Origin of the sequence: Microbacterium sp. LjRoot45 (genome assembly GCF_964253325.1) — a bacterium.
In the GTDB taxonomy this organism is placed as follows: Bacteria; Actinomycetota; Actinomycetes; order Actinomycetales; family Microbacteriaceae; genus Microbacterium.
Window position 1 is genome coordinate 2,358,060 of sequence record NZ_CAXUQM020000001.1, and the last position, 15,479, is coordinate 2,373,538.

At 71.1% G+C, this 15,479-nt stretch carries 16 protein-coding genes and 1 tRNA gene; 11 read left to right on the top strand and 6 right to left on the bottom strand.

Annotated elements, in window-relative coordinates; all coding sequences use genetic code 11:
• Positions 1 to 8 precede the first annotated feature (8 nt).
• On the top strand, positions 9 to 1,256 hold the full coding sequence (locus tag ACSQ18_RS11225) for a DUF58 domain-containing protein (protein WP_436037416.1): 1,248 nt from the start codon (positions 9 to 11) through the stop codon (positions 1,254 to 1,256).
• Positions 1,243 to 3,522, top strand: a complete 2,280-nt coding sequence (locus ACSQ18_RS11230; protein ID WP_436037417.1) for a transglutaminaseTgpA domain-containing protein — start codon at positions 1,243 to 1,245, stop codon at positions 3,520 to 3,522. The genes ACSQ18_RS11225 and ACSQ18_RS11230 overlap by 14 nt, the downstream gene beginning before the upstream one ends.
• 69 nt (positions 3,523 to 3,591) lie before the next feature.
• Here ACSQ18_RS11230 and ACSQ18_RS11235 read toward each other — a convergent pair whose 3' ends face one another.
• Positions 3,592 to 4,560, bottom strand: coding sequence for a ketose-bisphosphate aldolase (locus ACSQ18_RS11235; RefSeq protein WP_436037418.1), 969 nt, complete (start codon positions 4,558 to 4,560; stop codon positions 3,592 to 3,594).
• Positions 4,561 to 4,703: 143 nt separating this feature from the next.
• On the opposite strand from ACSQ18_RS11235, the gene ACSQ18_RS11240 reads away from it, so the two are divergent.
• From ACSQ18_RS11240 to ACSQ18_RS11260, 5 genes are all read left to right on the top strand, one after another.
• Positions 4,704 to 6,086 carry an FGGY family carbohydrate kinase gene (locus ACSQ18_RS11240; RefSeq protein ID WP_436037419.1) on the top strand — a complete coding sequence of 461 codons (1,383 nt, stop codon included), beginning with the start codon at positions 4,704 to 4,706 and terminating at the stop codon, positions 6,084 to 6,086.
• The gene (locus ACSQ18_RS11245; protein WP_436037421.1) at positions 6,079 to 7,242 is read left to right on the top strand and encodes a LacI family DNA-binding transcriptional regulator; all 1,164 of its coding nucleotides are present in this window, start codon (positions 6,079 to 6,081) and stop codon (positions 7,240 to 7,242) included. Before ACSQ18_RS11240 ends, ACSQ18_RS11245 begins: the two co-directional genes overlap by 8 nt.
• A gap of 107 nt (positions 7,243 to 7,349) precedes the next feature.
• Positions 7,350 to 8,393 carry a substrate-binding domain-containing protein gene (locus ACSQ18_RS11250; protein ID WP_436037423.1) on the top strand — a complete coding sequence of 348 codons (1,044 nt, stop codon included), beginning with the start codon at positions 7,350 to 7,352 and terminating at the stop codon, positions 8,391 to 8,393.
• A 44-nt stretch (positions 8,394 to 8,437) separates the two neighbouring features.
• Positions 8,438 to 9,430 (top strand): ABC transporter permease, encoded by a 993-nt coding sequence (locus ACSQ18_RS11255; RefSeq protein WP_144806014.1) that lies wholly within the window; start codon positions 8,438 to 8,440, stop codon positions 9,428 to 9,430.
• Positions 9,427 to 10,173: an ATP-binding cassette domain-containing protein gene (locus tag ACSQ18_RS11260; RefSeq protein WP_144806015.1), complete on the top strand. Its 747-nt coding sequence runs from the start codon at positions 9,427 to 9,429 to the stop codon at positions 10,171 to 10,173. The genes ACSQ18_RS11255 and ACSQ18_RS11260 overlap by 4 nt, the downstream gene beginning before the upstream one ends.
• A gap of 67 nt (positions 10,174 to 10,240) precedes the next feature.
• Here ACSQ18_RS11260 and ACSQ18_RS11265 read toward each other — a convergent pair.
• Positions 10,241 to 10,331 (bottom strand) — tRNA-Ser (locus ACSQ18_RS11265).
• Between the two features lie 63 nt (positions 10,332 to 10,394).
• A complete protein-coding gene (locus ACSQ18_RS11270) occupies positions 10,395 to 11,120 on the bottom strand; it encodes an NUDIX hydrolase (RefSeq protein ID WP_436037426.1) in 726 nt (241 codons plus the stop codon).
• An 89-nt stretch (positions 11,121 to 11,209) separates the two neighbouring features.
• On the opposite strand from ACSQ18_RS11270, the gene ACSQ18_RS11275 reads away from it, so the two are divergent.
• The 4 genes from ACSQ18_RS11275 (at position 11,210) to ACSQ18_RS11290 (ending at position 13,527) form a co-directional block, all read left to right on the top strand.
• Positions 11,210 to 12,247 (top strand): lactonase family protein, encoded by a 1,038-nt coding sequence (locus ACSQ18_RS11275; RefSeq protein WP_436037428.1) that lies wholly within the window; start codon positions 11,210 to 11,212, stop codon positions 12,245 to 12,247.
• Between the two features lie 67 nt (positions 12,248 to 12,314).
• The gene (locus ACSQ18_RS11280) at positions 12,315 to 12,851 is read left to right on the top strand and encodes a PadR family transcriptional regulator (RefSeq protein WP_436037430.1); all 537 of its coding nucleotides are present in this window, start codon (positions 12,315 to 12,317) and stop codon (positions 12,849 to 12,851) included.
• The gene (locus tag ACSQ18_RS11285; protein WP_436037431.1) at positions 12,848 to 13,144 is read left to right on the top strand and encodes a hypothetical protein; all 297 of its coding nucleotides are present in this window, start codon (positions 12,848 to 12,850) and stop codon (positions 13,142 to 13,144) included. Before ACSQ18_RS11280 ends, ACSQ18_RS11285 begins: the two co-directional genes overlap by 4 nt.
• On the top strand, positions 13,144 to 13,527 hold the full coding sequence (locus ACSQ18_RS11290) for a hypothetical protein (RefSeq protein ID WP_436038435.1): 384 nt from the start codon (positions 13,144 to 13,146) through the stop codon (positions 13,525 to 13,527). Before ACSQ18_RS11285 ends, ACSQ18_RS11290 begins: the two co-directional genes overlap by 1 nt.
• Positions 13,528 to 13,559: 32 nt before the next feature.
• On the opposite strand, the gene ACSQ18_RS11295 is transcribed toward ACSQ18_RS11290, so the two are convergent.
• The 3 genes from ACSQ18_RS11295 to ACSQ18_RS11305 all read right to left on the bottom strand — a co-directional run bounded on the left by ACSQ18_RS11295 (position 13,560) and on the right by ACSQ18_RS11305 (position 15,038).
• Complete coding sequence (locus ACSQ18_RS11295) at positions 13,560 to 13,961, bottom strand: hypothetical protein (RefSeq protein ID WP_436037433.1); 402 nt, start codon at positions 13,959 to 13,961, stop codon at positions 13,560 to 13,562.
• A gap of 72 nt (positions 13,962 to 14,033) precedes the next feature.
• Positions 14,034 to 14,810: an isocitrate lyase/PEP mutase family protein gene (locus ACSQ18_RS11300; RefSeq protein WP_436037434.1), complete on the bottom strand. Its 777-nt coding sequence runs from the start codon at positions 14,808 to 14,810 to the stop codon at positions 14,034 to 14,036.
• A gap of 51 nt (positions 14,811 to 14,861) precedes the next feature.
• Complete coding sequence (locus tag ACSQ18_RS11305; protein WP_174236249.1) at positions 14,862 to 15,038, bottom strand: hypothetical protein; 177 nt, start codon at positions 15,036 to 15,038, stop codon at positions 14,862 to 14,864.
• Positions 15,039 to 15,479 lie beyond the last annotated feature (441 nt).

The following is a 15,479-nucleotide window of genomic DNA, read 5'->3' on the forward strand; positions in this document are numbered from 1 at the left end:
GGCCCACCGTGAATCGCTGGCCGCTGACGCTCCGAGGCACCGGTGCGGTGGTTCTCGGCGTGCTCTGCTTCGTGCTGGCGCACGAGTTCGTCGTCACGGAGCTGATCTACGTCAGTGTGCTGCTGCTCACCGCCGTCGCGGCGAGCATCGTGACCCTGTACGTCGTGCGGCGGTCCGAGACGGTGACGCGGTCGTTCCACCCCGACGTCGCGACGACCGGCCAAGACGTTCGTGTGCACGCGCGGGTGCAGATCCGCTCGCCGCTCCCCGTCGCGCAGGGGGCGTGGCGCGATGCGCTCGCCCCGGGCATGGATGCCGAAGCGCACGGCCGATTCCCCGCCACGGCATCCGGCATGGGGATCGCGAGTCGGGGCGTCGACCTCGAGTACGACCTGACCCCGGGGCGACGCGGCATCCACCCGGTCGGCCCGCTCACGGTCACTTCGACCGACCCGTTCGGATTCGCCCGGCGCCGCACGACCGTCGGCGAGCCGTCGCTGCTGACGGTGGCGCCGCAGGCGGTCGAACTCGGCGCCCTCTCCGAACTACCCGGGGAAGCCGGCGGCAGCATGCACTCGACGACGAACCAGCTCGGCCAGGGCGCGGACAACCTCATCCCCCGCCACTACGTGCCCGGCGACTCGATGCGCCGCATCCATTGGCGTGCCAGTGCGCACCGCGACGAACTGATGGTGCGGCAGGAAGAACAGGAGACGACGCCGGAAGCGGTGGTCGTGCTCGACTGCAGCGCCGCGCGCTGGAGCGAGGAGGCGATGCGGGCACCCGGCGAGGACGCGGGATTCGAAGCCGCCGTGACGGCGTGCGTCTCCGCCGCCGCCCGTCTCGTGCGCGAGGGCTATCGCGTCACCGTGATCGACCTCGACGGGTCCGAACTCGCCGAGCCGATCGACGGCGGCGACGCCGCGGGAGTCGACCGGCTCCTGACGAGCTTCGCGCGCGTGACCGCCGTGCGCCGGTCGGCCGATCCGACGCCGCTCGTGCGGTTGTTCGCGGGGGTGCAGACAGGTCCGCTCGTCGTCGTCACGGGTGTGTTCGACGGCACGGATGCCGACGCACTGGCGGCCTTGCCTCACCACAGCGCCCTCCCCCTCCTGCTGGTCGTGGCACCCCGCGCCGATGCGCTCGCACGGGCCGCGGCGACGGGGTGGCGGACCGCATCCATCCCGCCGGGTAGCGACCTCGCCGCTGCCTGGGCGGGAGCTGTCGACCGAGGAGGCCGCCGTGTCGGCGTCTGACACGGCGACGGCCCTCGCGGCGCCCGAGGCGGAGTCGGCGCATCGGCGCGGCGAACGACGCCTGTCGATCGCCCTCTGGCTCGGGATGATCGCGGCGGCGGCTCCCCTGTTGACGGTCGTCGCCCCGGGCGCCTGGCTGTGGGGGGTTCCCGCGGTGACGGGAACGCTCCTCCTGGTGGGGGGGGCGCTGCGGCGTCTGCGCACCCCCGCCGTCGGGGTGACGCTGGCCGAGGTGGCGGTGTGGGCCGCCGGCATCACGGCGGTGTTCTTCGGGCGCGAGGCCCTCTTGGGAATCGTGCCCACGCCGGATGTCGTCGACGCCGCGGTCGCCGCGGTGCAGCAGGCGTCGGCCGAGATCCTGCTGGGCGTGGCGCCGATGGCACCATCGGAGTCGCTGACGTTTCTGATCATCGGCGCGATCGGCATCCTCACGATCGCCCTCGACCACGTCGTGCTGACCGCGCGTATGCCGCTTCTGGCATCCATCGCTCTCGTCGCGGTCTGGCTGATCCCCGCGATCGCCGTCCCGAGCGGCGTCAACGTGCTGGCGTTCGTCTTCCTCGCGTGCGCGGTGCTCGCGCTGATCCGCGCCGAGACGCGCACCCGGGAAGCGCCCGAGCCGGGAACCTCGTCCGGTGTGACCGCGATGGCAGCGACCATCGGCGTCGTGACCGTCGTGGCGACGCTCATCAGCGCGCCCGCGCTCCCGGCGCCCGTCGCCGCAGGATCGGGCACGGGAACACTGGCGACGATCGACCCGACCCTCGATCTCGGCAACGATCTGCGCCGCCGCGACGACGTGACGGTGATGACGGTGCGCACCGACGGACCGACGCTCCCCTATCTGAGGGTCGCGACGCTGTCGGAGTTCGACGGTGACGTGTGGCGACCGGATCGACCGCGTTCGGTGCCCCTGTGGGACGAGGGGATGGAGCCCGTCGTCGTGGACGACGGCATCCGGGTCACGCAGTACCGCACCAACATCGCGATCTCCAATCTCTCCTCCTCCTACCTGCCGGTGTCGTACCCGGCGGTGGGCGTGGACGGGTTGGAGGGGCTGTGGCGCGCCGTGCCGTACAGCCGGACGGTGCTCAGCGGTCAGGCGAGCACCCAGGGCCAACGGTACGAAGTGGTCTCGCAGGTGCCGCGCCCGACGCTGGAGCAGGTGCGCGCCTCACGGGCCACGGTGCGCGGGCTCACGCTCGATGTGCGGGCTCTCCCCGAGTCCACGCCCGCGCTGGTGGGAGAGCTGGCGGAGCAGGTGACGGCCGGCGCCCGGACGGACTACGACCGACTCGATGCACTGCAGGAGTGGTTCCGCGGACCCGAGTTCACCTACTCGCTGGAAGCCCCCGTGCTGGAGGGCTTCGACGGGACGGGCTCGGATGCCGTCGCCGCGTTCCTGCAGGCGAAGGAGGGGTACTGCATCCACTTCGCCGGGGCGTTCGCGCTCATGGCTCGCGCCCTCGACATGCCGTCACGGATCGTCGTCGGATTCCTCCCGGGCACCTACACGGGTGACACCGAAGAGGGTCAGCGGCTCGCGGAGGTCAAGACCAGCCAGCTGCACGCCTGGCCCGAGGTGCACTTCGAGGGCATCGGGTGGGTGGCTTTCGAGCCCACGAAGAGCCTCGGCAACGAGACGCGCTTCCTGCCCGCGAGTGAGGCGGGCGTCGACGACGGCGGGGAGGATATCGCGGGCCCGACGCCGACGACCACGCCCACCTCGACGGCCTCGGCAGCGCCCGTCGAGCGTCCCGACGACATCCCGACGGATGCCACGGCCTCCACCCTGCGCCTCGTCGATCTGCGGCCGTACCTGCTGACCGTGGGCGGCATCCTCGTCGTCGGCGGTCTGCCCGTACTTGTGCGCACGGTGCGCCGGCGGAGCCTTTCCCGGCGGGCGGCGGACGGCGATGCCGGTGCCGCATGGCGCATGCTCCAGGAGGCGGCGATCGACGTGGGCATCTCCGTTCCCGCGGCGGAGTCGCCCCGTGGGTTCGGCGCGCGTCTGGTCGCGGAGCACGGAGCGCCGGATGCCGTCGTCGCGCGTCTCGTCGCCGCGATCGAACGGGCGAGCTATGCCCGCGACAGCAAGGGCGTCACCGGATCGGCGACGCTCGGGGAGGATGCCGAGACGGTGCGCACCGCGCTACTGTCCGAGCTGTCTGCGGGCACCCGTGCTGCCGCGGTGTTCCTGCCGCGATCGCTCGTGGTGCGGCCCGGCTCCGCCTTCGCCGGCTCCTCGGCGACACCGGCGAGCTGACGGCCCGACCGGCGAGCGGACGCTCGCGGGTCGGGCCGATCCGGCGATCGGGTTGCTCGGTTGGCCCGCTCAGCGGTGGCGGTAGGACTGGCCCGCCTGGCCGAACACCTGCATGCGATCGGCGACGATGCGCTGCATCGCCTCACGGCCGGGCTTGCCATACAGCGCGGGGTCGACGCCGATGCCGTCCGCGTCGAGGTAAGCCCGCACCGCGGCGCTGTGGGCCATGTGGGAGTCCATGCCCTGGTTGATCTTGCGAATGCCGAGCTTCGTCGAGCGCGCCTTCTCGCTCTCGGGAACGCCCCACGACTCGGGGAGCTTGCCGCCGTGCGCGTTGATCGTCTCGCGCAGATCGGGCGGGAGCGAGGACGACCCGTGCATGACGAGGTGGGTGTCGGGGATGCGCGCGGCGATCTCCTCGATGAGGTCCATGCGCAGCACGGTGCCGTCGGGCGGGCTCGTGAACTTGTACGCGCCGTGCGAGGTGCCGATGGCGACCGCGAGGGCGTCGACGCCCGTCTCGGCGACGAACCGTGCCGCCTCGTCGGGGTCGGCGAGGATGATCTCCTTGCTGCTCGCCCCGCCGTCCTCCGATCCGCCGATCGTGCCGAGCTCGCCTTCGACGGAGACACCGCGCGCGTGGGCGTACTCGACGACGCGGCGCGTGACCTCGACGTTCTCCTCGAAGGTCGCCGGGGTGACGTGGTCGTCCCGCATACTGCCGTCGATCATGACGCTCGTGAAGCCGGCGCCGATCGCCCGCACGCAGTCGTCGTAGGAGGCGCCGTGGTCGAGGTGGAGCACGACCGGCACATCGGGGTAATTGCCGATGAGGTTCACGAGCGCCTGCCAGAAGAGCTCGTCGCGACCGTGCACCGAGGCTCCGGCGATCGTCTGCACGATCACCGGGGAGTCGGTGGCCGCGGCGGCGTCGAGCACCGCTTCGGCCTGGGCGAGATCGGTCACGTTGAAGGCTCCGACACCGTAGCTTCCTGCGCGTGCGGCATCCAGCGCCGCCCTGAGAGTGATGAGAGCCAAGAGCTCGTCCTCCGTTTCTCGTGCCCGTCTGCGACGACGGGCGGTGATTTCTGACAACGGTAGACAGACTAGGTGTCGGGTGTTAGTTTGTCCATCGATGGACAGAGATTGTCCGCCGGAGTCGAGGAAGACGAGGAGTGAGAATGCGCGACGAGCTGCTGCTGGGCATCGACCTGGGCACGTCGTCGATCAAGGCGAACGCGATCGACCGCCACGGCCGTTCCCTCGGCATCGGGGTCGCGCCGACGCCGTTCGCCGCGAGCGCCTTCGGAGTCGAGATGTCGACGGAGGCTCTGTTCGCCGCGATCCGCGCCGCGATCCAGGATCTTGGCGTCCTCGCCACGCGCATCGCCGCCGTGGGCGTGGCCAGCATGGGCGAGACCGGCACGGCCATCTACGCCGACGGACCGAGCGACCTCCCCCTCGTGGCCTGGCACGACGAACGCGGAACCGAGATCGTCGACGAACTTCTCGAGGCGTTCGGCGAGGCCGAGATCCACCGGCGCACCGGCCGCCAGGCCCGCAGCGTGACGAGCATCGCCAAGCTCGGCTGGCTCGCCCGGCACGGTTACGACGCACGCGGCACGTGGACCGGCGTGGCCGGCCTCACGGTGTGGCGCCTCACCGGCGCCCTCGCGCAAGAGCACTCCCTCGCCGCCACGAGCGGCGCGTTCGACCCCACCCGCGGCGAGTACGACCGCGAGATCCTGGCACGCGTCGGTCTCGACTCCCTCGTGTGGGCTCCCGCCCGCATCGCCGGAACCTCCCTCGGACACATCTCGGCCGACGGGGCCGCCTGGAGCGGGCTGCCCGCCGGCATCCCGGTCACCATCGCCGGGCACGATCACCCCGTCGGCGTCATCGGCGCGGGAGGCGACCGCACCGAGGTGATCGACTCCATGGGCACCGGCGAGCCGCTCGTCGTCGCCTGGGAGGCCGACCCCGCGCAGCCCCATCCGGCCTGGCCCGACCAGCTCGGCGACCTCACCGTCACCGCGTGGCCCGGCACCCCGCGGCACATGCTGCTGTGGGAGACGCTTCGTCCCGGCCTCGCGACCCGGCACCTGCAGCGGGCGCTGCGCGTCAAGCGCGACGACATCGAGTTCCGCGCGATCCGCGTCGAGGCCGAGCCGCTCGACCTCGCCACCCTGGTGGACATGCAGGAGGGACGCATCCCGACCGATCTCCTCGCCCGTCCCGCCGAGGAGGCCTGGGCGGCGACGCTCGAGGGCTACGCGTCCGCCTCGGCGGAGGCCGAGGCCCAGTTGCGCGCGCTGAGCGGCGTCACCGGACCCACGCTGCTCATCGGGGGCGGCCTGCGCAGCCGCCGGTGGGTGGAGGCGAAGCTGCGCCGGGCACGGCATCCCCTCGCCATGGCCGCCGAACGCGAGGCCGTCTCGCGCGGCGCCGGGTTGCTGGCCGGTGTCGCGGCAGGATGGTGGACACCGGAGCAGTACCCGCCCGCCGACACCGTTCCGCTGTCCGCCGTCGTCCCCGAGTCCCCGAGCGCGCTGCGCCATGGGTGAGAGAGGAGCACCCATCCATGCGTGCGTCATCATCCTGGGCATCGTCGTCCTGCACCGCCTGCGTGTACCGGCGGGTGTCGTGAGCGAGCTCGACGCGGGTGCACCGCGCGGCTTCCGCCGCCCGACACGGCTGGTCGACCTCGCCCAGCACGCCGGCGTATCGACGAAGACCGTCTCGCGCGTGCTCAACGGCGAGGCCTACGTCGCGCCCGCCATGCGCGAGAAGGTGATGGCCGCCGTCGAGGAGCTCGCCTACGTCGGGGATGCCGCGGCGACCGGCCTGCGCACGAAGCGGTCGGGATTCATCGGCCTCATCATCCCCGACGTGCGCAACGGCTTCTTCGCCCTGCTGACCCGCGCGATCGAGGAGCGGCTGGCGCCGACCTCCCCCACCCTCCTCCTCGGCGACTCCGACGAGGAGGCCGACCAGGAGGAGCGCTACCTGCGCACCTTCCGGCAGCAGCGCGTCGACGGCCTGATCGTGCTCCCCAGCGGTGCGCCGAGCCTGCCCGACGCGGTCTCGGAGATCCCGACCGTGATCGTCGACCGCACCGTGCCCTCGGTGCGCAAGACCGCCGATCACGTGCTCGCCGGCAATCGGCGCGCCGCCGAACGGCTCGTGGGCCACCTCGTGACGCACCACGGGCTGCGCCAGGTCGCCCTGCTGGCCGGGAATACGGCCATCTCGAACGTCCGCGACCGCCAGAGTGGATACGCGCGGGTGATGAACGCGGCGGGGCTGGAGCACCACGTCAGCGCGGGCCACACCACCCCCGACGACGCGGCGGCCGGCGCCCTGGAGCTGTTCCGCACGCTCACGCCGCCGTTCGGCGTCTTCACGACCAACAACCGCATGTTCTGGGGCGCGATGGCGGCGATCGCGCGCCTCGGGCTGCACATCCCCCGCGACGTCCTCGTCACGACGATCGACTCGATCGGCGAGGCGACGGTGACGGGGCTGAAGCCCACGCAGGGCGTGGTGCCCGTGCACACGGTGGCGGCGAAGGCCATGAAGCTGCTCGCAGAGCGAACGGAAGACCCGACGCTGCCGCCGCGGAGCGTCAGTGTCGACATCGACATCGAGTTCGGCACCACGTGCGGATGCATACCGCTGACGCAGGCGCCGCTGATGATGGGGCCGCTCCCGGCATCCTGAGACTCCCGTCGGCGACGGACGGGTCAGCTGACCGCAGTGTGCCAGCAAAGCAACCACTGCGGCCAGCCGCGTCGCACCAGAGAACGAATCACACTCGAAGGAGAGAAATGACCACGATCACCCGGATGCGGACCGCGGGAGCGGCCGCTGCGACGGCGACCATCCTAGCGCTGGCCCTCGCCGGCTGCGCGGGCACCGAGACGCCCGACGCGACCGAGCCCGGCGGCACCACGACGGAGGGCGGCAAGATCGCCTTCGTCATCAAGCCGCTGGACAACACGTACTTCGGCGCGATGGCCGAGGGTGCCCAGGCGGCCGCCGACGAGGCGGGAGTCGAGCTCACCGTGGTGGCGGCCGAGAACGTCACCGACGACTCGGGCCAGGCCTCCAAGCTCAACGCGCTCGTCACCGCGGGCTACGACTGCTACGTCGTCAACCCGACGAGCCAGACCAACCTGCTCACGGGTCTCGTCCCCGTCAGCGAGGCGGGCACGCCGATCGTCAACCTCGACCTGCCGATCGACCTGGATGCCGCCGCCGACGCGGGCGTCGACGTCACGACCTACGTGGGCACGAACAACGAGACGGCCGGCGCCGCCGGAGGCGAGGCCATGCTCGGCCTGGTCGACGAGGGCTCGCAGGTGGCGCTCATCGGCGGACTGGTCGCCGACCCGGGCAACATCGCGCGCCTCGCGGGCTTCGAGAAGGCCGTCGAGGGCAAGCTCGAGATCACCCAGACGGTCGCGGCCGACTTCGACAAGGCGAAGGCCAAGAGCGCGGCGGCGACGATCCTGATCGCGAACCCCGACATCAAGGGCTTCTTCACCCCGTCGGGCGACATGGCGATGGGCATCCAGCAGGCCGTCGAGGAAGCCGGCAAGACCGGTGAGGTCGCCGTCGTCGGCATCGACGGCACGCAGGACCAGCTCAAGGACATCGTCGCGGGTGGTCAGCCGGCCGCGATCGAGCAGTTCCCGTACCTCATGGGTGTGCAGTCCGTGCAGGCCTGCGTCGCGGCGATGGGCGGGGCGGACATCCCCGACAACGTCGAGACGCCCGTCCTGATCGTCACCAAGGACAACGCGCAGGCCGCGCTCGACGCCTTCCCGGCTCCGCCGGAGGGCTTCGAGGTGCCGAACCCGTTCGACTGACCCGGACAGCCAGAGAACACAGGAAGAGACGGGGATCCTCACCCATGACCACCCAGACGCCCTCACGCACACGACCGAGCGTCGACGACGCGGCTCACGCCGTGCGCCGCACCCTCGGCTCGGAAGAGACGTGGATGAAGCTCGCTGCGCCCGTGGCGCTCGTCGTGCTCGCCATCGTGCTCGGCTCGATCAACCCGAGATTCCTCTCGTGGCCGAGCATCACGAGCATGCTGGCGGACGCGACGATCCCGATCATCCTCGCCCTCGGTGCGACGTTCGCCGTCACTCTCGCCGGCATCGACCTCTCTCTGGCGGCCACGGTCGCCCTGGGGAGCGTCACGCTGGCGACGGCGTACCAGGCGGGGCTGCCGTTGCTCGCGTGCTGCGGGATCGCACTCCTCACGGGGCTCGCGATCGGAACGCTCAACGGCACGTTCATCGGCTGGGTGAGGATCCCCGACTTCATCGTGACCCTCGGCACCCTGAGCGTCGTGATGGGGTTGAGCCTCATCATCTCCCAGGGCAAGCCCGTGCAGATCCCCGAGCGCGCGCTCACCGCGATCAGCACCGCGAACCTCGGCGGCATCCGCGTGAACTTCCTCATCGCGATCGCCCTGGCCATCGTGCTGCACGTCGTGCTCTTCCACACCCGCTTCGGCACCCACCTGCTCGCCGTCGGCGACAATCCGGATGCCGCGAAGGCCATGGGCCTGAAGGTGCCGCGCATCAAGCTCGCGGGGTACATGATCTGCGGCGGCATGGCGGGGATCGGCGCGATCATGCTCACCAGCTACATCGGATCGAGCCAGCCGGCGACCAACACCGACTACCTGCTGAAGGCGATCGCCGCCGTCGTGCTCGGCGGAGTGAGCCTCTTCGGCGGACGCGCCACCATCTACGGTCCGGTGATCGGGGCCATCCTGCTCACGTTCCTGCAGTCCGGCCTCACGCTGCTCGGCGTGAGCGCCTTCTACTCGCCGCTGATGATCGGCATCGTCGTCATCGCGGCCGCGACGCTCATGAGGGGGCGGAAGTGACGGACAAGATCGTCGTCGAGAACATCCACAAGTCCTTCGGGAACGTCGACGCCCTCAAGGGCGCGTCGCTCACGATCAAGGCGGGCGAGATCACCGCGATCGTCGGCGACAACGGCGCCGGCAAGTCGACGCTCGTCAAGTGCCTGACCGGCCTGTACACGCCCGACGAGGGCGAGATCCGCATCGATGGCGAACCGGTGCGCTTCTCCAGCCCTCGCGACGCCCGGGACAAGGGCATCGAGACGGTCTACCAGGACCTCGCCCTCAGCGACCAGCTGAGCGTCTGGCAGAACATGTACATGGACCGTGAGCTCGTCTCCGGCATCCCGGGCTTCCGTTTCCTCCGCCGCGGCGAGATGAAGCGGCGTGCGGCGGAGCTCGTGGCCGACCTGGCCGTCAACGTGCCCGGTGTGGGCCGCTCGGTCAAGCGACTGTCCGGGGGTCAGCGGCAGGCCGTCGCGATCGCCCGGGGCGTCATGTGGGCGAAGAACATGATCATCCTCGACGAGCCGACCGCCGCGCTCGGTCTGAACGAGACGGCGCAGGTCGAAGCGCTCATCCGCCGCGTCGTGGAGGGCGGCAAGACGGTGCTCGTCGTGTCGCACAACTTCGAGCAGGTCAAGCGCCTGTCGCAGCAGGTGTGGGTGATGCGCGGCGGCCGCGTCGTGGGCGGCACGCGCACCGAGGAGGTGACGGGCGAGCAGCTCGTCGGGATGGTCACCGGCGCCGTGCGCACCGTCTGAGGCGTCCCGGAGGCCGACCCCGGAAAGCGAAGAGCGCCACCCCCGACGGGGTGGCGCTCTTCATCTGTGGCGGAAGTGACAGGATTTGAACCTGCGATACGGGAAAACCGTATACATGGATTCCAGCCATGCTCCTTAGGCCGCTCGGACACACTTCCAAGGGTCGATTCTATCAGTACGGCATCCGTGGTCCGTTCCCGGGCCACCGTCGATCGCGGCGGTCAGCCCTCGAGCGGGATCTCGCGGGACTCGTCCCACGGCTCGGTCCACCCGAGACGGGTGAACAGGGTGTCCAGCACGATCCCTGTGAACCCCCAGACGAGATGCGAGCCGCCTTCCCGCGGCACGAGGAAGGCCGGTCCCCGCCACTCCTGACCGTCGCGGCGGATGACGGTCACGCCACGACGACGCGGGTCGAGGAGATCGGCGACGGGCGCGCGGAAGACCGCCGACGACTCCGCGACGTCGACGACGCGCACCGGCGACGGCTGCCGCCACCACCCGAGCACGGGTGTCACGAGGTGGCGGGAGTAGTCGAGCGCTATCTCGTCGAGGATGCCGAGCACGTCGACGCCGGCCGGATCGAGCCCCGTCTCCTCCTGCGCTTCACGCAGCGCGGCAGCGACGGGGCCGTCGTCGCCCGGGTCGACGCGGCCGCCGGGAAAGGCGACCTGTCCGGGGTGGGAGCGGAGCGTCGCGGCGCGCGCGAGGAGGAGCACATCGAGATCGCGCGACACCACGGCATCCGCGGCGTCGCGGCCGGCGGGAACGGTGTCGAGGACGCCGAAGAGGATGAGCACCGCCGCGGCCCGCGCTCCCTCCGCCGCGGGCGGCGCGTCGCGTGCGAAGGCAGGACCGCCCGCGGCGGCGAGGGCCGTCAGCTCTGCGCGGGCACCGGCATCCGTGAGCCCGTCGCGAGCGGCGGGCGGAAGCGGTTCGGTCGACACCCGTCCAGGCTACGACGCGCCGGCGACGCCGAGGCGAGGCGGGCGACGGCCGCGCCCGTTGTCCCACCGGCGCGGCCTACGATCGAAGCGTGACCTCTCCCTCCCTCGTCCTCGTCGCGAACGCCGCCGACGGCAGAATCAGCACCTTCCGCTTCGATGGGGAGCGGCTCGATCGCCTCTCCGTCACCGACGGCCTCCCGGGCTGCTCGACGTTCGCCGTCGACCCTGAGCGCGACCTCGTGTTCGCCGCCGTGAAGGGCTCGACGGCCGAGCAGCCGCCCGGCATCCAGACCCTCTCGCTCGACCGCACGACGGGCCGGCTCATTCTGCTGACGCGCCGCGACCTCCCTGCCGGAAACGCCAACTACCTCGCCCTCACGCGAGGCGGAACGGCCCTTCTGGCAGCGTCCTACGGAGGCGGCTACGGCATCAGCGCCCCCGTCGTCGACGGCGTCGTCGGAGAGCCGGTCTCCACCATCCACTACCCGAACCTCCACTCGGTGATGCCGAGCACCGACGGCCGGTTCGTGTACTTCGTGTCGCTCGGGGCCGATCTCGTCGCCCAGTACGCCCTCGGCGACGACCTCGCGCTCGCCCCCCTCGCTCCGGCGACGGCTCCCGCCCCGGCCGGGAGCGGGCCTCGCCACCTTCAGCTGAACGAGGCGCAGGATGCCGTGTACGTCATCACCGAGTTCTCCGGCGAGGTGCTGCACTTCGCGCGGGACACCGAGACGGGCGCACTGTCCCCTCGGGGAGCCGCCTCGTTCGTCGACCCCTCGAAGGGCCTCGGTCACAGCGTGTTCGGTGCCGATCCGATGGCGAACCACTTCATCTGGGGAGCCGACCTGCACTGGGGTGCGGGCGGGCGCCTCTGGGCCTCGGAGCGCACCGAGAGCACGCTGGGATCACTGGACGTGCACGCCGACGGCGGCCTGTCGGCGGCGCAGAGTTTCACGGTGACGGAGCCGCAGCCGCGCGGATTCGCGACGAGTGCGGACGGCGCATTCCTCGTCGCGGCCGGCGAGAGGTCGACGGAGGTGTCGCTCTACGCCGTCGACGGCGCGCACCTTCACCTGTTGCAGCGGACCGAGACCGGCCGCGGGGCCAATTGGGTACGGTTCGTCTGACGCTTGCGCAATATCTCCTGAGGAGATATTGATATATCTCACGGATATATCGTGAGAGTGAGCGCGCATGCCCTTCGTCATCCTCGGACTGCTGCTGTCCGGCCCCCTGTCGCTCTACGACCTGCATAAGCGGTTCCGCGCCGGTGTCTCGCTCTTCTACAGCGCCAGCTACGGCAGTATCCAGCGCAACTTGGCGCAGCTCGTCGCGCAGGGAGACGTCACGGTCGAAGAGGATGCCGAGAGCACCCGGGGTCGGAAATTCCACTCGATCACCCCGTCCGGCCGCGCTCGCTGGCACGCCTGGATGCTCGCGCCGATCCCCGCCGGGGTGGATGCCGAGACACTGACGCTCGCCAAGGTGTTCCTGCTCGGGAGGTTGGAGCCCTCCGATCGCTCCCGCGTGCTCGAGGAGGCGGCGGCGCGGGCCGACGCGAGCCTGCGGGAACTGGAGGCGCTCTCCGCCGAACTCGACACGGTCGCCGCCGACGTGCCGGCCGAACAGGCCGACGCCTTCGCGTATCAGCGCGCCGTGCTCGACTACGGCATCCGGTCCAGCCGCCTCGCCGTGGACTGGGTCGACGGTCTGCGGGCGGTGGCCCCGTGAGCGGCGAGCGGCCGGCACGTCCTCGTCGCGCGTGGCTCGCCGCCGCCGCCGCCGCGTCCGCGCTGATCGCGACCGTCTTCGCCACGGTCGGCGACGGCGTGGAGGTGCCGACGGCATCCGGGGTGCGTGCCGTGGTCATCGATGCCGGTCACACCCTCGTCTGGATGCTCCTGGCGCTCGCCTTCCTCAGCGCGGCCGTGCGCGGTCGGTGGGGACGTCTTTCGCAGGTGCTCGCCCTCGCGGCCGGTGGGCTCTATCTCCTGTTCCTGTCGGCGGTGTTCCTGTGGCCGTGATGGCGGCGTGGATCGCAACGGCAGTCCTCGCCGCCCTCGCCACGCTGCAGATCGCGGTGGCGGCGGGTGCGCCCTGGGGTCGGCTGGTGTGGGGCGGTGCGCACCGCGTACTGCCCCGTCGGCTGCGGGTCGGCAGCGCGGTGTCGGTGGTGATCTACGCGGCCTTCGCGGCGGTGCTGCTGCTGCGGTCGGGAGCGGTCAGCGGCGGTCTTGCCGGCGGCGCCGGCTCACCCGTGATCGAGGGTGCTGCGTGGGTGATGGTCGCCTACTTCGGCCTCGGCATCCTCGTCAATCTGGCATCCCGGAGCGTTCCGGAGCGTGCCGTCATGGCACCGACGTGCCTCGTGCTCGCGGGGACGACGCTCATCGTCGCGCTGGCGTGAGTCGGAAGCGGTGAGTCGGCAGCCGGGAGTCGTCAGCGCAGCAGGTCGGCGTAGCCGGCCAGGGGCAGGTCGATGCGCGCGGCGGCCTCCCAGAGCTCGGGATCTTCGGTGACGAGCGCGTCGGCCTGCAGCACCGCGACGGCGAGGTACTCCGCCTGCCGGGTGTCGTGCGCGTCGAGACGCACGGCGAGACGCCATGCCGTCGCCCGCGACACGCGATCGCCCAGGAGCCGCATCCTCAGCGTGGCGATGCCGTCGAGGAGCCGGCGCCCCTCCGCATCGTCGATCCGACCCTCGCGCAGGTCTCGATAGAGGCTCTCCAGCGCGTCGGTGCGCAGCACGGCGGGCCCGACGAGCGTGTGCGGCGCGATGGGCACGCGACCGTCGGCGACCAGCCGCAGCGCGGTGGCGGCGTCGATGGCGAATCGCGTCATGACCGTCAGTCTGACACCGGCCGCCGACATGGCATCCTGTGCGACCTCACTGCGCCGCGCCGCGGCCGTCGGTCAGTTGAGCGCGCGCGTGGAGGCGGGGATCGCTCCGTCGGCGTAGAGATCCTTGGCGAGATCCTGCAGGGCGGTGAGCGCGACGCGCTGCGTCATCGGACCGTAGGAGATGCGCGCGACGCCGAGCGCCTCGTACTCGGCCGCCGTCAGCGCACCGGGCAGACCGATGACGGAGACCTTGCGCTCGCCGATCCCCTCGACCAGCTGGCGCGTCGTGTCGGCGTCGAGGATGCCGGGCACGAACACGACATCTGCTCCCGCCGCGAGGTAGGCCCGCCCGCGCTCGACGGCATCGGCGATCGACTCCGACAGCGGCCGGTCGCCGGCCCGCACGAACGCATCGGTGCGGGCGTTGAGCGCGAAGGGCACACCCTCCGCTTCTCCCGCGCGAACGATCGCTTCGACCGCGGCGACCGACTCCGCGAGGGGCTTCAGCCGGTCCTCGACGTTCGCGCCGACCGCGCCGACACCGATCGCCCGGCGGACGGTCTCGCCGGGGTCGCCGAAACCGGCATCCAGGTCGGCGCTGACGGGCACGTCTCCGGCGACCGCGACAATGCGACCCACCATGTCGAGCACCAGGTCGAGGGGGATGTTCTCACCGTCGGCATACCCGAAGGTGGCCGCGATGGAGTGCCCGGCGGTGGCGATCGCCTTCGTCTCGGGGAGGTCGAGCACCGCACGGGCGGACACGACGTCCCACACGTTCACGACGCGGAGGATCTCCGGCGCGGCGTGGAGGGCGGACAGGGTCTGGGCGCGCTGGCTCGTGGTCATGCTTCCACGCTACCCACGAAGCGGCGCGGCGGGGCCGATCCCGGCGAGCGTTCAGTCGGCGCGACGGAAGACGAGGCGCAGCACGAAGAAGACGATGAGCGCGACGACCGCAACGGCGAGCAGCTTGAAGGCGAAGGCGATGAGGCTGAACAGCACGTTGACGAGCACCCAGGCGATGATCACCGCAACGATGACTCCGACGACGGTCCACAGCGTGCTCTTGTTCATACCTCCAGCGTAGGCGAGCCAGCCGGGCCGGTCGGAGCGGGGCGGCGGTCCGGTCGTTGAGCGAGCGCAGCGAGACGAAACGCCGCCCGGTCGTTGAGCAGGCGCAGCGAGACGAAACGGCACTCGGTCGTTGAGCGAGCGCAGCGAGACGAAACACCGCACCGGTCGCTGAGCGAGCGCAGCGAGCCGAAACGCCGTCGCCTTCTCGGTCGTTGAGCGAGCGCAGCGAGACGAAACGCCGCACCGGTCGTTGAGCGAGCGCAGCGAGCCGAAACGCCGCACCAGTCGTTGAGCGAGCGCAGCGAGACGAAACGGCACTCGGTCGTTGAGCGAGCGCAGCGAGACGAAACGGCGCACCCTCCTCCACAGCCTCGGCGTGTCGGCAGTTGTCCACAGGAAGCACTCTTGATCTGGGTTTTGTCGACCTGAATGTCGGTGCCC